At 72.5% G+C, this 18,005-nt stretch carries 12 protein-coding genes; 8 read left to right on the top strand and 4 right to left on the bottom strand.

Translation table 11 applies throughout. The features are described 5' to 3' along the window. Positions 1-4 precede the first annotated feature (4 nt). The 7 genes from WMF20_RS01540 (at position 5) to WMF20_RS01510 (ending at position 9,089) form a co-directional block, all read left to right on the top strand. Positions 5-625, top strand: coding sequence for a hypothetical protein (locus tag WMF20_RS01540; protein ID WP_437610058.1), 621 nt, complete (start codon positions 5-7; stop codon positions 623-625). Continuing rightward, positions 609-1,169 (top strand): hypothetical protein, encoded by a 561-nt coding sequence (locus WMF20_RS01535; RefSeq protein ID WP_437610056.1) that lies wholly within the window; start codon positions 609-611, stop codon positions 1,167-1,169. Before WMF20_RS01540 ends, WMF20_RS01535 begins: the two co-directional genes overlap by 17 nt. Further along, complete coding sequence (locus WMF20_RS01530; RefSeq protein ID WP_437610054.1) at positions 1,166-2,236, top strand: hypothetical protein; 1,071 nt, start codon at positions 1,166-1,168, stop codon at positions 2,234-2,236. The genes WMF20_RS01535 and WMF20_RS01530 overlap by 4 nt, the downstream gene beginning before the upstream one ends. A 10-nt stretch (positions 2,237-2,246) precedes the next feature. Beyond that, positions 2,247-2,651 carry a sterol-binding-like protein gene (locus tag WMF20_RS01525; protein ID WP_437610052.1) on the top strand — a complete coding sequence of 135 codons (405 nt, stop codon included), beginning with the start codon at positions 2,247-2,249 and terminating at the stop codon, positions 2,649-2,651. Next, positions 2,648-6,568 (top strand): nSTAND1 domain-containing NTPase, encoded by a 3,921-nt coding sequence (locus WMF20_RS01520; protein ID WP_437610050.1) that lies wholly within the window; start codon positions 2,648-2,650, stop codon positions 6,566-6,568. The genes WMF20_RS01525 and WMF20_RS01520 overlap by 4 nt, the downstream gene beginning before the upstream one ends. Positions 6,569-6,572: 4 nt before the next feature. Beyond that, the gene (locus WMF20_RS01515) at positions 6,573-8,303 is read left to right on the top strand and encodes a hypothetical protein (RefSeq protein WP_437610048.1); all 1,731 of its coding nucleotides are present in this window, start codon (positions 6,573-6,575) and stop codon (positions 8,301-8,303) included. A 231-nt stretch (positions 8,304-8,534) separates the two neighbouring features. Continuing rightward, positions 8,535-9,089, top strand: coding sequence for a hypothetical protein (locus WMF20_RS01510; RefSeq protein WP_437610046.1), 555 nt, complete (start codon positions 8,535-8,537; stop codon positions 9,087-9,089). A 479-nt stretch (positions 9,090-9,568) separates the two neighbouring features. Here WMF20_RS01510 and WMF20_RS01505 read toward each other — a convergent pair whose 3' ends face one another. From WMF20_RS01505 to WMF20_RS01490, 4 genes are all read right to left on the bottom strand, one after another. Continuing rightward, on the bottom strand, positions 9,569-10,378 hold the full coding sequence (locus WMF20_RS01505) for a transposase (protein ID WP_437610044.1): 810 nt from the start codon (positions 10,376-10,378) through the stop codon (positions 9,569-9,571). Between the two features lie 574 nt (positions 10,379-10,952). Beyond that, complete coding sequence (locus WMF20_RS01500; RefSeq protein WP_437610042.1) at positions 10,953-12,542, bottom strand: hypothetical protein; 1,590 nt, start codon at positions 12,540-12,542, stop codon at positions 10,953-10,955. A gap of 440 nt (positions 12,543-12,982) precedes the next feature. Next, a complete protein-coding gene (locus WMF20_RS01495) occupies positions 12,983-14,359 on the bottom strand; it encodes a DUF1552 domain-containing protein (RefSeq protein ID WP_437610040.1) in 1,377 nt (458 codons plus the stop codon). After that, complete coding sequence (locus WMF20_RS01490; protein WP_437610038.1) at positions 14,356-16,077, bottom strand: DUF1592 domain-containing protein; 1,722 nt, start codon at positions 16,075-16,077, stop codon at positions 14,356-14,358. Before WMF20_RS01490 ends, WMF20_RS01495 begins: the two co-directional genes overlap by 4 nt. A gap of 809 nt (positions 16,078-16,886) precedes the next feature. Between WMF20_RS01490 and WMF20_RS01485 the strand changes: the two genes are divergently transcribed. After that, positions 16,887-17,876 carry an AraC family transcriptional regulator ligand-binding domain-containing protein gene (locus WMF20_RS01485; RefSeq protein ID WP_437610036.1) on the top strand — a complete coding sequence of 330 codons (990 nt, stop codon included), beginning with the start codon at positions 16,887-16,889 and terminating at the stop codon, positions 17,874-17,876. The last annotated feature ends 129 nt before the right edge of the window (positions 17,877-18,005 follow it).

Genomic DNA, 18,005 nt, shown 5'->3' with positions numbered 1-18,005 from the left:
AACGATGATCGATCTGCTCCGGATGCTGCCCGCGCTGTACCCCGCGCCGCCCGCCGAGGACGGCGGCGCCCGCGAGCGGCCCGCCCTCTTCGATCTGATCCGGCTCCAGGCGATGATCTACGAGGAGTCGAGGCGCCTCCAGGACCTGCTCTTCGAGCGCCTGCTCGCGCCGGCCGCCGCCGGGCCGGGCGAGGGGGGCGAGGGGGGCGAGGGGGGCGAGGGGGGCGAGGGGGGCGAGGGGGGCGAGGGGGGCGAGGGGGGCGAGGGGGGCGAGGGCGCGGGGGCGCTCCCGGCGATCTTGCGCCGGGCGCAGCTGCTCGTGCTGAAGCATCCGGTCGCCGCGCAGGCCGCGTTCGCGGCGCTGATCGCGGAGGGGCGGCGGTTCGCCGCGACGCCCGAGGGGGCGGAGTGGGCCGCGGCGCTCGCTGGGTCGGACCTGGTCCGCCGGGGCCGGCAGGTCTGGGACGCAGTCGGGATGAACATGCTCGAGGACGATCCGGACGCGATCCTCCCGTCGGCGTACCTCGAGGCGCTGCTGCGGGCGGCGCGGTCGCCCGACCTCGAGGCCGCGCTCCGTGGGCTTTACGATGCGACGAAAGGAGATCCGCTTGGCGCTGCTCGATAGCGTCCGGGACGCGTCCGCGGAGGGCAACGTGCCCCTCCACCTACTCCTCGGGCTGGTCTCCTTCGCGCGCCGGCTCGACCGGCTGCTCGGCGCGCCCGGCGCGCCGGCGCCGCAACCTGGGTCGGTGGCGGGCGCGCCGGCGCCGCAACCTGGGTCGGTGGCGGGCACGCCGGCGCCGCAACCTGGGTCGGTGGCGGGCGCGCCGGCGCCGCCGCCGGCGCCGCAACCTGGGTCGGTGGTGGGCACGCCGGCGCCGCAACCTGGGTCGGTGGAGCCGGGGTCGGTGGAGCCGCCGCCCAGGGCGATGGAGCCGCCGACAGGCGCGGCGGCGTCCCCGGAGGGCGCCGCGACGGACGCCCGTAGCCACGCGCTGATCTACCTGCTGCTCGGCGCGATCTCGGTGCGGCGCACCCTCTTCGCGGAGCTCGTTCCGCTGCGGGAGGCACGCCGGGAGCAGGTGCGCCGGGAAGGGGCGCGCCGGGAGGACCGCGGCGCCCCCGATCCCGCGGCGGCCGTTCGCGGGCTCCGGAGCCTGCTCCGGTGACCGCCGCGCTCCCCTTCCCCTCCCCGGCGCCGCGCGTCTCGGCGACGCTCGCCGCCACCGACTACTTCCGGCGCTCCCCCGCGCGGCTCCGCGGGCGAGCGGATCACAAGGAGTGGCAGCACTTCCTCGTCCACACCGAGGGCGCCCACCTGCTCGTCAACTTCAACCTGGTCGACGATCGCTGGGCGCCGGACCCGCGGCGCGCCGAGGTCGCGCGCCTCATCGCGCTGGCGCGCACGGACGCGTGGGACGGCGGCGTCGATCGCTTCGCGGACGGCGAGGTCGAGGTGGTCTCGGGCCGCATCGACGCGCGCTTCGGGGAGAGCTGGCTGCGGTTCGATCGAGGGCGCTACCTGCTCTCGATCGCGCTCCGCGACCGCCCCCTCGCCGCCGAGCTCGAGCTCGTGCCGACCACCACCCCGGCGCTCTCGGCGAACCAGCCGCTCTCCCCCGAGCGGAGCCTCTCGTGGCTGTTCGTGCCGCGCCTGGTCGCGCGCGGCACCATCACGGCCGGCGGCGTGACCCGCCGCGTGGAGGCCGCGCCCGCGTACCACGATCACAACTGGGGCCACTTCCTCTGGGGCGACGATTTCTCGTGGGAGTGGGGCTCGGCGCTGCCCTGGGATCCCGCGAACGCGTGGAGCGTCGTGCACGTGCGGATGACCGACCGCGGCCGGTCGGCGGCGCGCTACCAGGGCCTGTTCCTGTGGCGGGAAGGCGAGCCGCTGCGGGTCTTCCGGGACGAGGAGATCCGCGTCGCGTACGACGGCTGCTTCGACGTGGGGCGGCCGCTCCGGGTGCCGCGGGTGATGGCGCTGCTCGCCCCCGGCCTAGCAAGCGACGTGCCGCGCCGGATGGAGGTCGTCGCGCGCGGCGACGGGGACGAGCTCCGCCTGCGCTTCGCGCCGGACGCCGTGGCCCAGGTTGTTATGCCGAGCGAGCGCGAGCTCGAGGCGGTGACGGTGCTCAACGAGGTGAGCGGGCGAGCGGCGCTCTCAGGGCGCGTCCGCGGGGTGGAGGTGGCCATGGAGGGCCCAGGTGTCTTCGAGTTCCTCCGCGACGGATGATCGGGGCCCGGTGGCGCGCCTGCTCGCCGAGTCGCTCGCGGCGCTCGCCGCCGAGCTGCCAGAGGCCCACGCGCGGGTGAGCGCACGGCTCGCCGGCCGGCCGGTGGCGATCCGGGTCGACGTCGAGCGCTTCGTGGTCGAGGCGGACGGCGGCGCGCTGCAGGTGCGCGCGGCGGGCACGGGCGAGGAGGTGGCGGCGGCGGTGCGCGTCGCGACGAGCCGGCGCGCGATCCTCGACGTGCTCGACGCGCGGCGCTCGCTCGCGGAGGCGGTGCTCGCGGACGAGGTCGAGGTGGTGGGCGCGCTGGAGCGGCTGGTGGAGGCGCGCGAGGCGCTGCTCGCGTACGTGCACGGCGCGGTGCGGTCCCCCTCGTTCCCGGCGCTGCTCGAGCGGTTCCGGAGGCTCGCGCTGTGAGCGCCGGCGGGGAGCGCACCGGAAGCGCGGGCGACGCGCGCGCCGAGAGCGCCGCCGGGGATCCCCTGCGCGGGCCGCGCGAGATCGAGGTCCACCTCGCGCGCACCGAGGACGCGGGCGATCCCTTCTCCTTTCCTTACGGTCCCGGTCGCCACGGCACCGTCGGGTATCTCCGCACCCGCGCCGACGGCACCTCGGCGGACGGGCATTTCGCGTGGGACGAGGGGGTCTTCGCCGACCTCCTCGACCTCCGCAGCCCGACGCCGGATCCGGGGCGGCTCCCTAACCTGGGAGCTCGCCTCCGCCGCTTCCTGGGGCGCCTCGGGTGGGACGCCGACGAGCGGCTGCTCGAGGACCCGCGCCATCCGGTCCAGGTGACCCTCGAGCTCGGCGCGGCCGAGCTGTTCGCGCTGCCGTGGGAGGCCGTGGAGCTCCCGTCCGGCGCGCGCCTCGGCAAGCTGCCGCATTGCCTGATCCGGTACGCGTGGCCGGGCAGCGCGACAGCGCCGCGGGCGCCGGATCCGCCGCCCGAGCACGGGCGAATCCTCGTCGCCTGGTCCGCGGGCGGCATGGGCATCCCCCACGAGGAGCAGATCGCCTCCATCCGCGGCGCCTACCGCGACGGCGGCCACCCGGACGGAGGCGGCAGCGTGATCGAGCTCGGCGACGCGTCGCTGCGGACGCTCGGCGAGGCCCTCGCGGCGCACGCCCCGGTGCACATACTGCACCTCGTATGCCACGGCGGCTCGGTGGCGTCGGAGCGCGCCGCCTACGGGCTGCGCCTCCGGACCACGGACGGCGCCGGCTACGAGGTGGTCGAGGCCGAGCGGCTCGCCGACAAGCTCCGGCCGCACGCGGGCGTGCTGCGGCTCGTCGTGCTCTGCGCCTGCCACGGCGGCGACGCCGGCGAGATCGACAGCCGCCTCGGCAGCGTCGCCCTCGCGCTCCACCGCGCCGGCATCCCCGCGGTGGTCGCGTCGCGCTACCCGCTGTCGTGGGACGGCGCCGGCGCGCTCACGGAGGCGCTCTATCGGGAGCTCCTCGTCGCGCACGGCTCGCTCGAGGGCGCGTTCATCGCGGCGCGCGAGCACCTCGCCGCGCTCGCGGCCGACGCGGGCGGCGTCGACTGGGCCTCCCTGCAGCTCTACGCCCGCGCCGCCGACGGGCCGGACCACCGGCCGGTGGTGCTCCGCCCCTACCGGGGCCTGCTCGCCTTCCAGCGCGAGCACGCGCGCTACTTCCACGGCCGGCAGGCGGAGATCGAGGAGGCGATCTCGGACCTGATGCGGCTCGTCGAGGCGACGGACCGCGCGGCGCGGCGCTTCCTGATCGTCACCGGCGCCTCGGGCACCGGCAAATCCTCGCTGGTGCTGGCCGGCGTCGTCCCGGCGCTCAAGGCGCGCGACCCGCGGTGGATCGCGCCACCGGCCCTGCGGCCGACCCCCGACTTTCGCGAGCGCCTCGCGCAGGCCCTCGCCGCGCGACAGGATCCCGCGGCACCGCTCCTGCTCGTCGTCGATCAGTTCGAAGAGATTTTTACCATCTTACCGGACAAGGCCACGCGCGAGGGTTTCCTCCGCGAGCTCTGGCGGCTCGCGGGGGACGCCGCCTCTGGCGTCAGCGTGATCGCCACGCTGCGCGTCGACTTCCTCGGTCGCTGCGGCGAGCTCCGGCTCGGTGACGGCGAGCCCGACCTGGAGCAGGTGGCCTACGATGAGGCGCACCGGATCTTCGTGCGGCGGATGCGGCGGGACGATCTCGCGGGGATCATCGAGCGGCCCGCGGCCCAGGTGGGCCTCGCCCTCGACGATGGGCTCGCGGCGCAGCTGGCCGACGACGCGGGGGACGAGCCGGGCGCGCTGCCGCTGCTCGAGTACACGCTCGACGAGCTGTGGAAGCGAAGGAGGGGCCGGCGGCTCGCCCGCGAGGAGTACGAGCGGCTCGGCGGCGTCACGGGCGCGCTCGCCCGGAGGGCCGACGCGATCCTCGACGGGCTCGACGAGGTCCGCCGGCGCGCCGCGCGCCGCCTCCTGGTCCAGCTGGTCGATGCGCGCGATGACGCCGCCCTGAACACCCGGCGGCGGCGCCGGCTGGAGGAGCTGCGCCGCGGGCCCGACGCCGAGGCCGCGGTGTTCGACGAGGTGCTCGCCCTGCTCGCCGCCGAGCGGCTCGTGGTCGTCGGCGGCGACGAGGAGCGGAGCGCCGAGATCGCCCACGAGCAGCTCATCCGGAGCTGGGGCCGGCTGCGCGGCTGGGTGAGCGAGGACCGGAAGATGACCGCGGATCTCGAGCTGCTCGCGGCGTGGACGGCCGAGGCGAGCGCGTACGATCACCTGCTCGAGGGCAAGCGGCTCGCCGCCGCGCAGGAGCTCCTGAGCCGCCACGAGCACGAGATCGAGCCCGGCGCGATGTCGCTCATCGCGCGGAGCAAGGAGGCCGAGGCGCGGCGGCGGTGGCGGGCGTGGGCGGCGGGGATCGCGGCCGGCATCCTTGCCGTGGCGATGGGCGTGCTGGCGTTCGTGGCGTGGTCGAAGAGCACGGCGGCGACCGAGGCGGCGATGGCGGCCGAGCGCGCCGCGGAGGAGGCCAGGCAAAGGACGATCGAGGCGCGGGACGCGGCGCTGATGGCGGGGGTGCGGGAGCTCGCCTCGCGCGATCAGCCGGCGCGGGTGAGCGAGCTGCTGCTCGAGGTCGCGGCGCCGGAGCGGGCGCGCGGCTTCGCCCAGCTCGCGCTCGACGCGCTCTCGACCACGGCGCCCTGGAGGACGCCGCCGGGGCTCGTGATCCACGCCGCGGCGTTCCGCGCGGACGGCGCGTGCCTGGTCGTCACGGGCCGGCACGACAACGAGGTGCAGGTCCGGGAGCTCGGCGGCGCGGGCAAGATCCTCATGACCAAGGCGTTCCCCGTGATGGCTCGCCTCGCGACGTTCAGCCCGGATCGCCGGCGCGTCGCGGTGTTGGTCGGGCTGGACGCGGTCCACGTGCTTGAGCTCGATGGCGCGGGCGCGGCGCTGCAGCTCGCGGGGCCCGCGCACGTCGCGGCGTTCAGCCCGGATGGCAGGCGCCTCGTCACCGACCCCCACCCCACGGGGATGATCGTGCGGATCTGGGAGCTCGACGGCTCGGGGAAATTCGTCGACCTCGAGGGGTACACGGGCAGCATCTACTCCGCGGCGTTCAGCCCCGACGGCAAGCGCCTCGTCACCACGTCGCGCGAGGGGACCGCGCGGGTCTGGGAGCTCGACGGATCGGGCCGGTCTCGCGAGCTCAAGGGGCACGCGGGCACGGTCACCTCCGCGGCGTTCAGCCCGGATGGCAAGCGCCTCGTCACCACGTCCGAGGATCGCACGGCGCGGGTCTGGGAGCTCGACGACCCGGCGAGGTCCCGCGAGCTCAGGGGGCATACCGCCCCAGTTTATGACGCGGCGTTCAGCCCGGATGGGGAGCGCGTCGTCACGGTGGCGTCCGAGGCGACCGTGAGGGTCTGGACGCTCGACGGCCCGGGCGAGGTCCTCGAGCTCAAGCGGCACACGGGCGTGGTCACCTCCGCGGCGTTCAGCCCGGATGGCGGGCGCCTCGTCACCGCCTCGAGCGACGCTCGGGCGCTGGTCTGGGAGCTCGAGCGCCCGGGCGAGGTCCTCGAGCTCCGAGGGCACGCGGCCCCCCTCCGCGGCGCGAAGTTCAGCCTCGACGGCGAGCGCGTGGTCACGGTCTCCGAGGACGGCAGCGCGCGCCTGTGGCCCGTCACCCTCCGCGGCCTGCGGCGGCGGCTCCAGGAGGCGACCCCTTCCTGCTTGCCGCCCGAGATGCGCGCGCTCTACGCCGGAGAGAGCGAGGCCGAGGCCCGCGCGCAGCACGAGGCCTGCGAGCGATCCCACGGCCGGACCCCCGGAGCGCCCGCCGCCCCGCGCCCCTGATCCCATGCCCCTCCACCTCTTCCTCGCCCACGCCGACACCCAGGAGCCTGTGCTCTCCGGCGGTCTGCCGCAGGACGCGGTCGACGCGCCACCGAGGCCGGCGGCACAGTCGCGCAAGCCCACCCACCTGGCCGAGCGCAGCGGCCTGCCCGACGCGCTGCCCGCCCAGCGCTGGGGCCTGGTCGTGCCCCGCGGCGACGCCGGCAGGCGTCTCGTCGACCGGATCGCCCCGCTCCGGGACAAGCGGCGCGAGGATCAACATGCCCAGGTTAAGATCTACGAGGTCGAACCCGGCATGGATGCCGAGGCGGCGAGCCGCTGGATCGGCCAGGACTACCGGGATGAGGTCGGCCGCCAGGCCACCGACCTGCCCCGCTATCTCCTCATCCTCGGCGGCCCGGACCTCGTCTCGTGGGAGCTCCAGCAGATGCTCGGCGGCGAGGCGTTCGTCGGCCGGCTCGCGTTCACCGACGAGCGGGGCGACATCGACGAGCGGGCCTACGAGGCGTACGTGGCCAAGCTGCTCCGCTGGGAGCGGCAGGGCGAGGAGGAGCTCGCCCGGGGCGCGCCCGCGATCCTCTACACGGCGCGGGACGGCACCGGAGCGATCGCCGTGGGGCACGAGCACCTGATGAAGCCGCTCCGCTCGGCCGCAGAGGCGCTGCGGCGGAAGGGCAGGTTCCCCGCCGCAGACCTCATCGAGATCGGCGGCGGCGAGGGCCGCTTCTCGGACGACGATCTCCTGAATCACGCGCACGACCTGCTGGCGCGGGCCGAGCGCGCCGAGGCCGGGCTGCTGTTCTCGATGAGCCACGGCCTGGGCCTGCCCGCGAGCGGGCGCTGGGCCTCGCCCGAAGAGCAGCGCCGGCTGCAGGGGGCGATGAAAATCAGCCGGAGCAACGATCGGATCGCGGCGAAGGATCTCCGGGGCCGGAAGTTCCTGCCCGGCGGCCTGTGGCTGTTCTTCGCGTGCTTCGGCGGAGGCACGCCCGCGCGGAGCGCCTACCTTCCGTGGCTGGAGCAGCTCGCGGCCCTGGGGCTCCACGACGGCCACGCGCAGGGCGTGCTCTCGGCGCTGCCCCGGGAAGGGGAACGGCCGTTCGTGGCCGCGCTGCCCCAGCAGGCGCTCGCCAACCCCGACGGGCCGCTCGGGGTGATCGGCCACGTGGACCTGAGCTGGACGTGGAGCTTCCAGGACGGCATCGCGACGGCCGGCGGCGGGGCCCCGCGGCCCCGGCACGAGCGCTTCCAGGAGGCGCTGCGGTCGGCGGTGAACGGCCACCGCTTCGGGGTGGTGCACCACGAGATCGCGAGCTTCTTCGGCGAGATCGACCGGAACCTCACGGCGATGTACGAGAAGGACGCAGCCTCGCCCGGCGGCGCCGACGACGGCGCGCGGAGGGCCAGGCGGGCGGATTTGTGGATGCAGCGGCAGGATCTGTCGGCATACGTGCTGCTCGGCGATCCGGCGGCGCGGCTGCCCGTCGCGCGCGTCCCACCGGGGGTCGCCGTCGCCGTCCGCGGGGCCGCGCCGCAGGGGAGCGCGGCCGCTGGAGCCGCAGCGTCGAGGGCGCCGCGGGATCCGCGGGAGATGGAGGCTGCGGTGCTCGCTTACCTGGGCGGCGGCGAGGCGGAGCCGGTCGCCGCGCAGCACGGCGCGTCGTGCGAGGAGCTCTTGCGGTGGGTGGAGACGTACAGGGAATGGGGGCGGCGGGGGCTCGCGACGCGCGGGTAGCTTCGCTCCGAGGTGGCGGACCTGGCGGTACGCCTGGCGGCCGCCAGGCCCCGGAGAGCGGAGCGGCCTTCGAAATGCGGCAAAAAGCCTAGGCACGCCGCTCGCAAAGAGCGCCTCCGAAACGCCGCGAGGTCCGACCTCGCGCTGCCTCGCCGTCGCGGGGCAGCGCGGAGGCCCGGCAGCGGCGATAACTCGAGCCGGCGCCGCGCGTCGCGCTCGATGGAGGCACGCATGTTGGTTCGTCACTCCCTGTCCACGCTTCTCCCGGTTCTCGCGCTCGCCTGCTCTGCCGCGCACGGCGCCGTCCCGCAGCGACCGGGGGACGCCGCCCCGCAGCCAGGCAGCACCGGGGCTCCGGCCGGCTCGACCGGCGCGCAGAGCTTCATCGACGCGGGGTCATACTTCGCGAGCTCGGCCGAGATCGACGCCTGGTACGCGCTGCTCCGCGATCTGGACGACGATTTCGACGCCGTGTGCGGCGACACCTTCTGCGAAGGCGAGTACAGCAATTACAAGCCGCTGCGATTCCGCTGCTCCGTCGAGGAGCACGCCGGGACGATAGGCCGCTGTGTGTGGGTCCTCGCTGCGAGCAACGAGGAGGTCCTGCCTTCCACGGGCGATGTGGAGGTGGACGCCAGGATCTTCCTCTGCGAGGTGCCTGTCGCCCCGGATACCGCCGTGGTCGACCTCGTGGCGGCGCTCTCGGCGCCGGGAGCTCGGGCGATCGACACCGCGCTCCCCGGGACGGACAGGTCGATTTACGACGGTCTCGTCGATTGCCTCTGACGGCCCGCCGGCGTCGGCCAGCGTGCATATCTAAGCGCGCCAGCTAGGGCGCGCGGCCAATCCGCACACCGAAATACGTGGGGCCCCACGCAGCCGCGCGCGGGTCGAGCTCCGGCCGCGCGAGACCCGAGAACGCGACGTCCGCGCACACGAGCCAGATCGACGACGACCTCTCGGCCGTGACCTGGCGCGCGATCGCCAACGTGAGTCGAACCCAGGCAACGTGAATCGAACCCAGGCTAGTACTTCCCCGATGGCTTGCACGAGGCGTCGGGGAGCGACGGAGCCCGCACGAGCAGTCGCGCAGCGCGGCGCTACCGAGCGTCTATCACGGCTCGGCTGCGTCGACCTGGAACCGGCAGCGCGCCTCTGACCGCCGCGCCGCAGGCCATCGCGTCGTTGACTGTTCCGTAGGCAGTGCGCCGCGCTCTGGTCGCGATATACGGCCGGTTCCTGAGTACTACGCCTGGTGACCGTCGCTACGACGGGGGGTCGCAGCAGGCGCCGTGGAACACACGCATCATGTAGGTGCCCTCTGGAAAGCGTGTTGTTCGATCGCCGCTTCTCCAGCGACTCAGCGCCCTCCGGTACATGCTCCGAAAGGCGCGGAGCCTCGCGATGGCTGCCTTGCGATCGTGGGGATCGCTCACCGCGACAGTCGGCCGGCGACGGCGGAGCGGCTCCGGTGTGGCCGCCCGCTGCCAAGGTGACATCGCCCGCGCCCCGTCGGCGCCGAGGAACGTGCCGCCGCTCTCGCGGACCTTCGATCGTGCCCGCCGAACGTTGCGCGCAACGAGTACGCGAAGGCGTCGATCGATGGTCTCCGCGTCCAGCTCGCGGAGGACGGGCGGCACGGTGCAGTCGATGCGCGCCCGCTCGGGCAGCCTGGCGCCGTGCCGGCGGAAGTAGACCTCAGGCATCCCCGCGACGTGGCGCTCGCCGAGCCTTGTGGTGATCGCTCCCGGCCACTCCTCGGGAGACCGCACGAGGCCCGCGGCGGTCGGGTTGGTGATGACGTACGCGATCTTGTCAAGCACGTCCTCAGCGCCCTCGAGCGCGACGACGCTCGCGTGCTCCGCCGACCAGAAGTTCTCGGTTCGACTCAGGTATGCATTCATGCAGCTCGCGACGAGCCGGTGGAGGAGCTGCAGGAACTGGGGCAGGCGGGCCTCTGGATCGGTCAACACAGCGTGCCAGTGGTTGGACATGACGACGAAGGCGTGGAGCTCGATGCCGGTGCGTTCGGCGGCCACCGCGAGACAGTAGAGGAACACCTGGTTCGTCTCCACGGAGGGCCGCAGCATCATCTGCCGCTGTGTGCAGCGCCTCGTCACCAGGTAGGTGGCGCCGGCAATGAGTCTCCGAGGAGCGGACATGCGGCTCCTGCCAGCACAATCCGTACCGTCATACGCACGCGAAATCGGCGGGAAGTGCGATGATCCCTTTGCGTATGGGGGTGGCGGCGCCATGGCGGACGTAGAGCCCGTCATCCCCCCAAGCGGCCCCACCCCGCCATCCCGCGAAGCTGTCCCCATCCCCCGAGGCTGACCCAGGTTATTCCGCTCCAGGTTCCGCAGCCCGCCACGACCCAGGTTCCGCAGCCCGCCGCAGGTGACATGCTCCTTCGAAAAAGATCCGGTCACAGCGACACTGGAAGTGAGAGCGCTCGCCCTCCCCGGGCGTCCGGGCTCAGAGCAGCCGGAGGCCGTCGAGCTCGATGCCCAGCGGCTGCCCCGCGGGCGCGCGCCAGCTCAGGTTCATGACGACCCTCGGCGCCGAGATGCTCTTCTCGTGACCGCCCCCGGCGCCGCTCAGCCGAACACCGGGCGCCGGCGGGGGCGCGCCCGGCGAGCCCCGCCGCGCTCAGTACATCAGGTTACCCTGGCCGAGCACGAACGTGATGTTCTGCCCGAACTGGGCCCGGGCGGTCGCCACGCGCGCGACGGCGTTCACGATGCGGTTGCGGCGCTCCACCGCCGAGCTGGCCGCGACGCCCTGGGCGATCTCGGTGCGCGCGAGGTCGAGCTGCTGCGACGCAGCGGGATACAGCGCCATCGGCGCCATCACCTCGATGGCGTCGTCGATCTCGACGCGGGCGAGCTCCATCAGCCTCTGCTGCACGTCGGCGCGCGTGTTCGCGAAGCTGTCGACGAGCACCCGCGCCGCGTCCAGCCGTTGCTTCGCGATGTCGACGTTGAACGCGGCGTTCAGCGCGCGCAAGAAACGAGCGATGGCGTTCGCGTCGAGCGGCGCGAGGTTGAGCGGCGTCCCGAAGCGCTGCTCGAGCTCCTGGGCGGCAGGCGACAAGTTGAACGGCGTCGAGGCGTAGAACGTGACGGCATCGTTGATGCCCGGATCCGCCCTGTCGTTGATCTGCAGGTTGTTGTGGAAGAAGGGCGGCGTGTCCGCGGCCTCGATCAGGGGCGGCGGGTTGAAGGTGCCGTTGCCGAACGAATTGGCGAAACCGATACCCGTGGCATCGAAATTGGGCGCTGGCAGGTCTCGCCCGCCGAAGCCGCCGTCCGCGAGGAACTCGCCCTCGAAGCTGCCCCCGTTCAGCGACGACCCCCTGTTGCGCGTGCCGGTGTCGAAGTTGCGGTTGTTGCCCGTGTCCTGGAAGTTCGCGCCGGCGTTGTGGTGGCACACGTTGCACCGCCCGCGGTCCGGATCCATGAACGCTTGCCGGCCGTCCTCCGCCTCCGCATCGAACATGCGAACGCTCGCCAGATCGAGCTCGTTCAGCCGGCCCAGGCTGAGCTGGAAGGCCAGGGTCACGTCCTCTTCTTCCGGCGTCGGCAAGCGGAAATCGACGCCCGGCTCGCGGGAGAGGCGCTTCGGAAAATGCTGGGTGACCGCGTCCTTGAGGAAGCCGCGCAGCGTGCCGTCGCTCGAGCCGTCCCCGCCCCAGCCCGTCCGCTCCACGGGCGGATTCGTCGTGCCGTCCCCCGAATCCGCCCGGATGCTGGTGCTCAGCGAAAGCACGTGGTTCACCCCGCGCGAGACGAACCGGTGCGTCGGATCGATGAAGCCGTCCACGTTCTCGAGGATGCCCGCGTCGTCCAGGAGGTCCGAGGTCTCGAGCTCGGCGAGCTCCGGCACCTCCCTGAAGACGAAGAGCGGGTCATCGGGGTTGGTCTGGTCCAGGGCCCTGATGAACTGCACGTCGAGCGTCGTGTTGTTGGCCACGGGGTGGCAGGTACCGCAGGTGCGGCCGTTGCCCTCGAACGTCTCGTGGAAGAAGACCCCCGCGCCCGCGCAGATGTCCTGCGAAACGAGCCCGGCGACCACGCGCGGATCCTGCGCGCATTGATCGAGCCGATCCGCCAGGGCGAGCGATTGTGAAACTTCGTCGAGGCGCTCCGGGATCTCCTCCTCGGCATCCGAGCACCCCCCGGCGAACAGGGCCGCTCCGACCCCGCACACCCATAGCAGCCCCATCTTCGAGATTCCCATCCAGGTATTCTCCGTTACAAGCGCGGTGCCCGACCGCCGTGACTGGTTGCGAGCGGTCGAGCGGCGCGTTCCAGCCATCCTTCAGCATGGTCGCCGAGCAGCCCGGGCCGCCCAGCGGCGCACCCCGGGCCTCGTGCCCTACTCCCCCGCAGGAAACCGCCGGGGAGGCAGCCTTCGCCGCCCAGCGCACGATGCCGCGCCCCGGGCCGACCAAGCGATGCTCGGGGCGACGTCAGGCGAGCGATGATGTAGCGGATTACACCCGACGTTCAACGCCCAGCGCGGTCGGGAGCTCGATTTTTAAAGATTCTTTACAAAGCCGTCGCGAGGTGACACGCCCGGACCGGGCGATGCGCCATTGTGGAGCGCCGGAGCCATCGCCCGCGTCGCGGCAGGCGCCCAGCGCGTAGCTCCACCCGCTGGGCACGACGAGCGCGCGATCAGGCGACGATCGCGTCGATGAGCCCACCTGCGAGGCTCTCGTCGCCGAAGTTGTCGAGCGGGCCTCCCTGGCCGTTGGTGCACCCGACCGCCGCGCCGATCGTGTTGAGCAGCTTGTTGTTCGTGACATTCACGTCGACGAACTGGCCAGTCTTCAGGTAGCCCGCGGCGCCGCCGGCGAGGATGTACGGGACCTTGCGGTACCCGTGGTACTTGTCGGCGTTGTCGTTGAGCCACACGGCCACGCCGTGGTCGAGCAGCGTCCCCGAGCCGAGCTCGTAGGACGAGAGCCGGTCGAGCAGGTGCTTGAACATCCGCGCGTGGATCCGGTCGATCTTGTGATGCAGCTCCTGAGCGCCCTCGATCGGCGGGCCCTCGGAGCCGTCGCTGTCGATGCGGTGGGAGATCTTGTGGTAGCTCTTCTGCCGGACGCCGTCGATCGTGTACTCGGTCCCGTCATTGCCGTCGCCCACCTGGAGCGTCGCCGCGCGCGTCACGCCGCACGCCATCGCGAGCGCGATGATATCCATCTGCATGCGGGTGACGGTCTCCACGTTCTCGGATTTGCCGACGTTCGGCGAGATCGCCTCCATCGCGGCGACCGCCTCCGCCGGGAGATTGCACGCGAGCGCGACCTCGAGGTCGCGGATGCTGTCGAAGTGGAGCTGCAGCCGCTCGCGATCGCTCTTGCTGAGGTCCTTCCGGCTCATGAGCGCTCGCATCTCGCCGCGCACCAGGTCGTTGACGCTGGTGCGGCGCTCGGTCAGCGCCTGCTGGACCTCAGCGCCCACGTCGGTGAGCCCGAAGAGCTTCTGGTATGCGTTGAACGGGTTGCGCTCGGCGGCGCGGAGCTGCTTCGACCCGCGGTACGAGAGCACCTCGTTGATGTAGCCGGCCATCCTGCCGGCGTAGAGCGTCAGCGGCTCGACGCCCGCCGGGTTCAGCTCGGTCGCGATGCGGTTGTCGATCGACTCGCCCATCGCGAGCGACTCGTTGCCCGACGGCTGGTCCGACACGCGCGCGGCCGTGAGGCACTGGTTGCCGCCGCCGGAGTGGCCGCACCCGTTGCCTTTGAACGCGAAATTCACGCCGCGCACCATGATCAGCTGGCCCGCGTAGTCCTTGAGCTCGCTGACCGCCCGGGCGCTGTCCCGCTCCAGCGATTCTCTGGACAGGGGGCCCGTCTGGCTGGGCCAGAACATCTCGGGCTCGTCGTTGGTCGCCTGCGCGACGCCGTTCGCCTGACGCATGAAGATCGCGAAGGGCGGCACGTCGCCCGTGCCGGCCAGCGCGCGCCGGGGCGCGAAGGTCTCCAGGAACGGGAGCGCGACCGTGACGCCAAACAGGCCTCGAAGCACATGTCGTCGGGTGATCATTGCGCCTCCGCAGGAACTCGAGCGAGGAAGGAAGTGGATGAGACGATCTGGAGGAGGAGGTCCTTGGTCGAGGCGCCGCCGCGCGACGCATCGCCGAGCTTTCGGATGAAGTCCCGATCCTTGTCGCGCGCGTCGCGGCCGTGGGCGAACTCGACCCAGCGCTTCGCGTAGCACGCGTGCGCCTCGCTGCTCTCGGCGAGGACCCGGCTGAACTCGATCGCGTTGGCGTAGCTCCTCGGCTCGCCGCCGAGCCGATAGACGTCCGCGGCGTTGACGGGCATGCCGTTGTCGATCGTGCGGTACTTGCCGATCGCGTCGTAATGCTCGAAGGCGAACCCGGCCGGGTTGATCATCGTCCCGTGGCACGCCTCGCCGCACGTCCCCTTGCCCGTGTGCGCCTCGACGCGCTCGCGGTTGGTCGCGCGCTCGCCCGGCGGCAGCGAGGTCGCGTTGTCGGGCGGCGCCGGCAGCGCGGCGCAGATGACCCTGAGGTTCACGAAGACGCCGCGATGGATCGAGTCCGGCTGCCGCGCCGTCGCCTTCGACGCGAGGAAGCCGAGGCGCGTGAGCAGCCCCGCGCGCTCGTCCCCGTCGAGCTCCACCTGCTTGAAGTCGTTCGACGACTGGCCCTCGACACCGTAGACCGTCGCGAGGCGCTCGTTCACGAACGCGGTGCGGTCGGTGAGCAGATCGGTGAGCCCGCCCTCCTTGTCGAAGACGATGTGCTCCACGAACAGCTCCGCCTCGCGCTCCATGTCGTCGCCCATCTCGGGGACGAACTCGGGGTAGAGCGCCTGGTCCTTGTTGAGATCGTGGTAATGATCGAAGTCGTAGAGCTGCCGGTGGAACGAGCCGATGACCTCGCGGGCGCGCGGATCCTCGAGCATGCGCTCGGCGTAGGCCCGGACGGCCTCGGGGGTCGACAGCTCGCCCGCCTTCGCCGCCGCGAGGAGATCGTCGTCGGGCATCGTGTTCCAGAAGAGGTACGCGAGCTTTGTCGCGATCTCGTGGCCGCTCAGCGGGATGAGCCCGTTCTTCGTCGGCCCGGCGCCGAGCTCGACCCGGTAGACGAAATGGGGCGATTGCAGGAACGCCTCGAGCGCCGCGCGCACGCCCGCGACGAACGGCTCCTCGCCCTTGAAGAGCTCCTTGCCGCGGTGGAACAGGGCGACGTACACGTCCCGCTCGTCGTCCGTGAGCGGCCGCCGGAACGCCCGCTCGCCGAACCGCTCGACGAACGCCTGCGCCCGCGCCTCCGGCTCGTCCGGCAGGCCGGCGGGCGCGATCCGATCGAGCTTGCCCTGATCGGCGGCCACCATCGCCGCGAGCTCCTCGGCGGCGCGCTGGTAGTCGCTCCAGAGGCCCGGGGTCACCTGGAGCGCAGCCTCGTTGTTGTCGAACACGCCGCCGAGCGGATCGGTCGTGAACGACGCCGAGAGGCCAGGCCTGTCGTCGAGGCGCAGGAGATCGCGTACGGTGTTTTCCCACTGCACATGGCTGAGCCGAGGGAACATGCTGCGCGCTGCGACCTCCTCTGGCCGCGCGCCGCCCGGAACGGGGCCATCCCCATCGCCTTCGGCCCCTTGCGGGTCGCCTCCCTGCGGGTCGCCCAGGGCGCCCATACACGCCGAGAGCAGGAGCGGCGCGACGCTCAACCCCGCGCCGAGCAGCCGCCGCCACCGCGGGGAGCGGGCCAATCGATAAGCCAATGAGGTCATCGGATTCTCCTGATAAGCAGCCTGATCAATTTATGTAGGAAATACTCTTTACCAACAAACAAAAAAACCTCGGGCGCTGAGCCCAGCCTGCCGATCGTCCTGGAGCAGAAATAGTTCAACACCACCCGAATCGCGGTCTCGCGTGTAGGGGCTCCGGCCAACACCCGACACGGCAAGAGATCTCGATTTCGCCAGAGCGGGCGCCGCCGTCACTGGTGTAGTTCTTCACCAGAGATAGAGCGGAGAATGAATGACTGAGCTTCCGCGTGCCTCGAACGAGGTCGACGAGCTGGCACGAAGTGCCTGTGGGCACGACACGGCCCCCTAAACCCCACACCCTTCACCCTCGTGTCACGCCGGCCGGGTGGTCGCAGCGCTCACGAAGGGAGAAGGGCGGCCGCCTCGCGCGCGGCAAGACGGAAGAACGAGGCTACATATGTTAGCGGTCACAAATCGGACGTCAACTCGGATTCGCCCGTCCGCGGCCTAGCTCGGTTCGGATGGCTGGCCTTCTGCTTGCCCGCGCGGAGGAAGCTGAGGATGGCCTTCCTCCCGCGCGATGGCGGGGTACCCACGGGTCCTCGAGGACCCCATCGGGCGTGAAGAGGGCTGTGAAGGCCTCGTCGGTGTCGTCGTCGGTGTCGTCGAAGACGGCGGGGGAATAGCGACGGCGCGCCGGCGAGGCGGGCGCATCGCGAGGGCATGGCGCGGGCGTGGCGTCCGCGAGAACGCACGCCCCCGACGCCCGCCCGGGTTGCAAGGCCGCCGACCTCCCTCTATCTTCTATGTCTTTGCATTTGTGAGGAACTGTGCGCAAAGAGCCGGCGCCGCCCGCGTTTTCCGACTTCATCCTGCTCCTCATCTCCGCCGCGCCGAAGCTCGGCCTGCCGCTCGATGCGGTCCTGCGAGGCGCGGCGCTTCCGCCGGGGGCCCTCAGCCAGCGCGGCGTGCCGATCCCCTTGAGCGCAGCGCGGTACGTCTGGTCGTCCGCCGAACGGGTGAGCGGCGATCCCCTGCTCGGGCTCCGCGTCGCCGAGACGCTCGACGTCGGCACGCTCGACATCCTCGACTACCTGTCGCGGAACAGCGAAAGCTTCGGCGCGGCGCTCTCCCGCTTCATCCGCTTCGCCCCGCTGCTCGCCGACTCCGGCGAGCTGAGCTTGAGCGTGGACGGCGCCCGCGCGCGCTTCCGCCACGTCGCGCCCAACGGGCTGCCCGCCGTGTCGGAGCTCCTCGCCGGCATGACCGTGCTCCGGGCGCGGACGTTCTCCGGCGAGCACGTCCGCCCGCTGGCCGTGCGCTTCCGGCACCATCGCCGAGGAAGCACAGGCGCCTACGAGCAGATCTTCGACGCGCCGGTCGAATTCGGCGCCCCCTGCGACGAGCTGGTCTTCCGGCGGGAGCACCTGGAGATGCCGTTCCGCTCCGCCGACCCCCGGCTGTGCGAGATCCTCGAGGAGCTCGCGCAGCTGCGGCTCCAGCAGCAACGCCGGGTCGACGCGCCGCCGCCCGCCGCGCCGTCCGGCTTCGTCGCCGAGGTCCGCCACGCGCTCCGCGAGTGCATCGCCGAGGGCAACCCGAACATCGACCAGGTCGCCGTGCGCATGGGCGTGAGCCCACGCACGCTCCAGCGGCAGCTGCGGGAACAGGGCACGTCGCACCGCGCGCTCCTCGCGGAGACGCGCGCCGCGCTCGTGGATCGGTACCTGACCATCGCCACCCCCTCGCGGCACGCGCTCGCCACCGAGCTCGGGTACGCGAGCGCCCGCTCCGCGTCCCGCGCGCTGCGGCGCCGGTAGACCCGCCGCAACGCCGGTAGACCCGCCGCGGCGCCGGAAGGCCGGGGCCCGCCGGCGCCGCGGCCGCGTGGTCATCCGCGGCCGCCCGCGCGGGCGCCGCGACGGCAGGCCCGCGCCGGAGGCGCGGCG

Source organism: Sorangium sp. So ce834 (assembly GCF_051521425.1).
GTDB classification, from domain to species: Bacteria; Myxococcota_A; Polyangia; order Polyangiales; family Polyangiaceae; genus Sorangium; species Sorangium cellulosum_D.
This window is presented reverse-complemented; position numbering and strand designations above follow the sequence as displayed.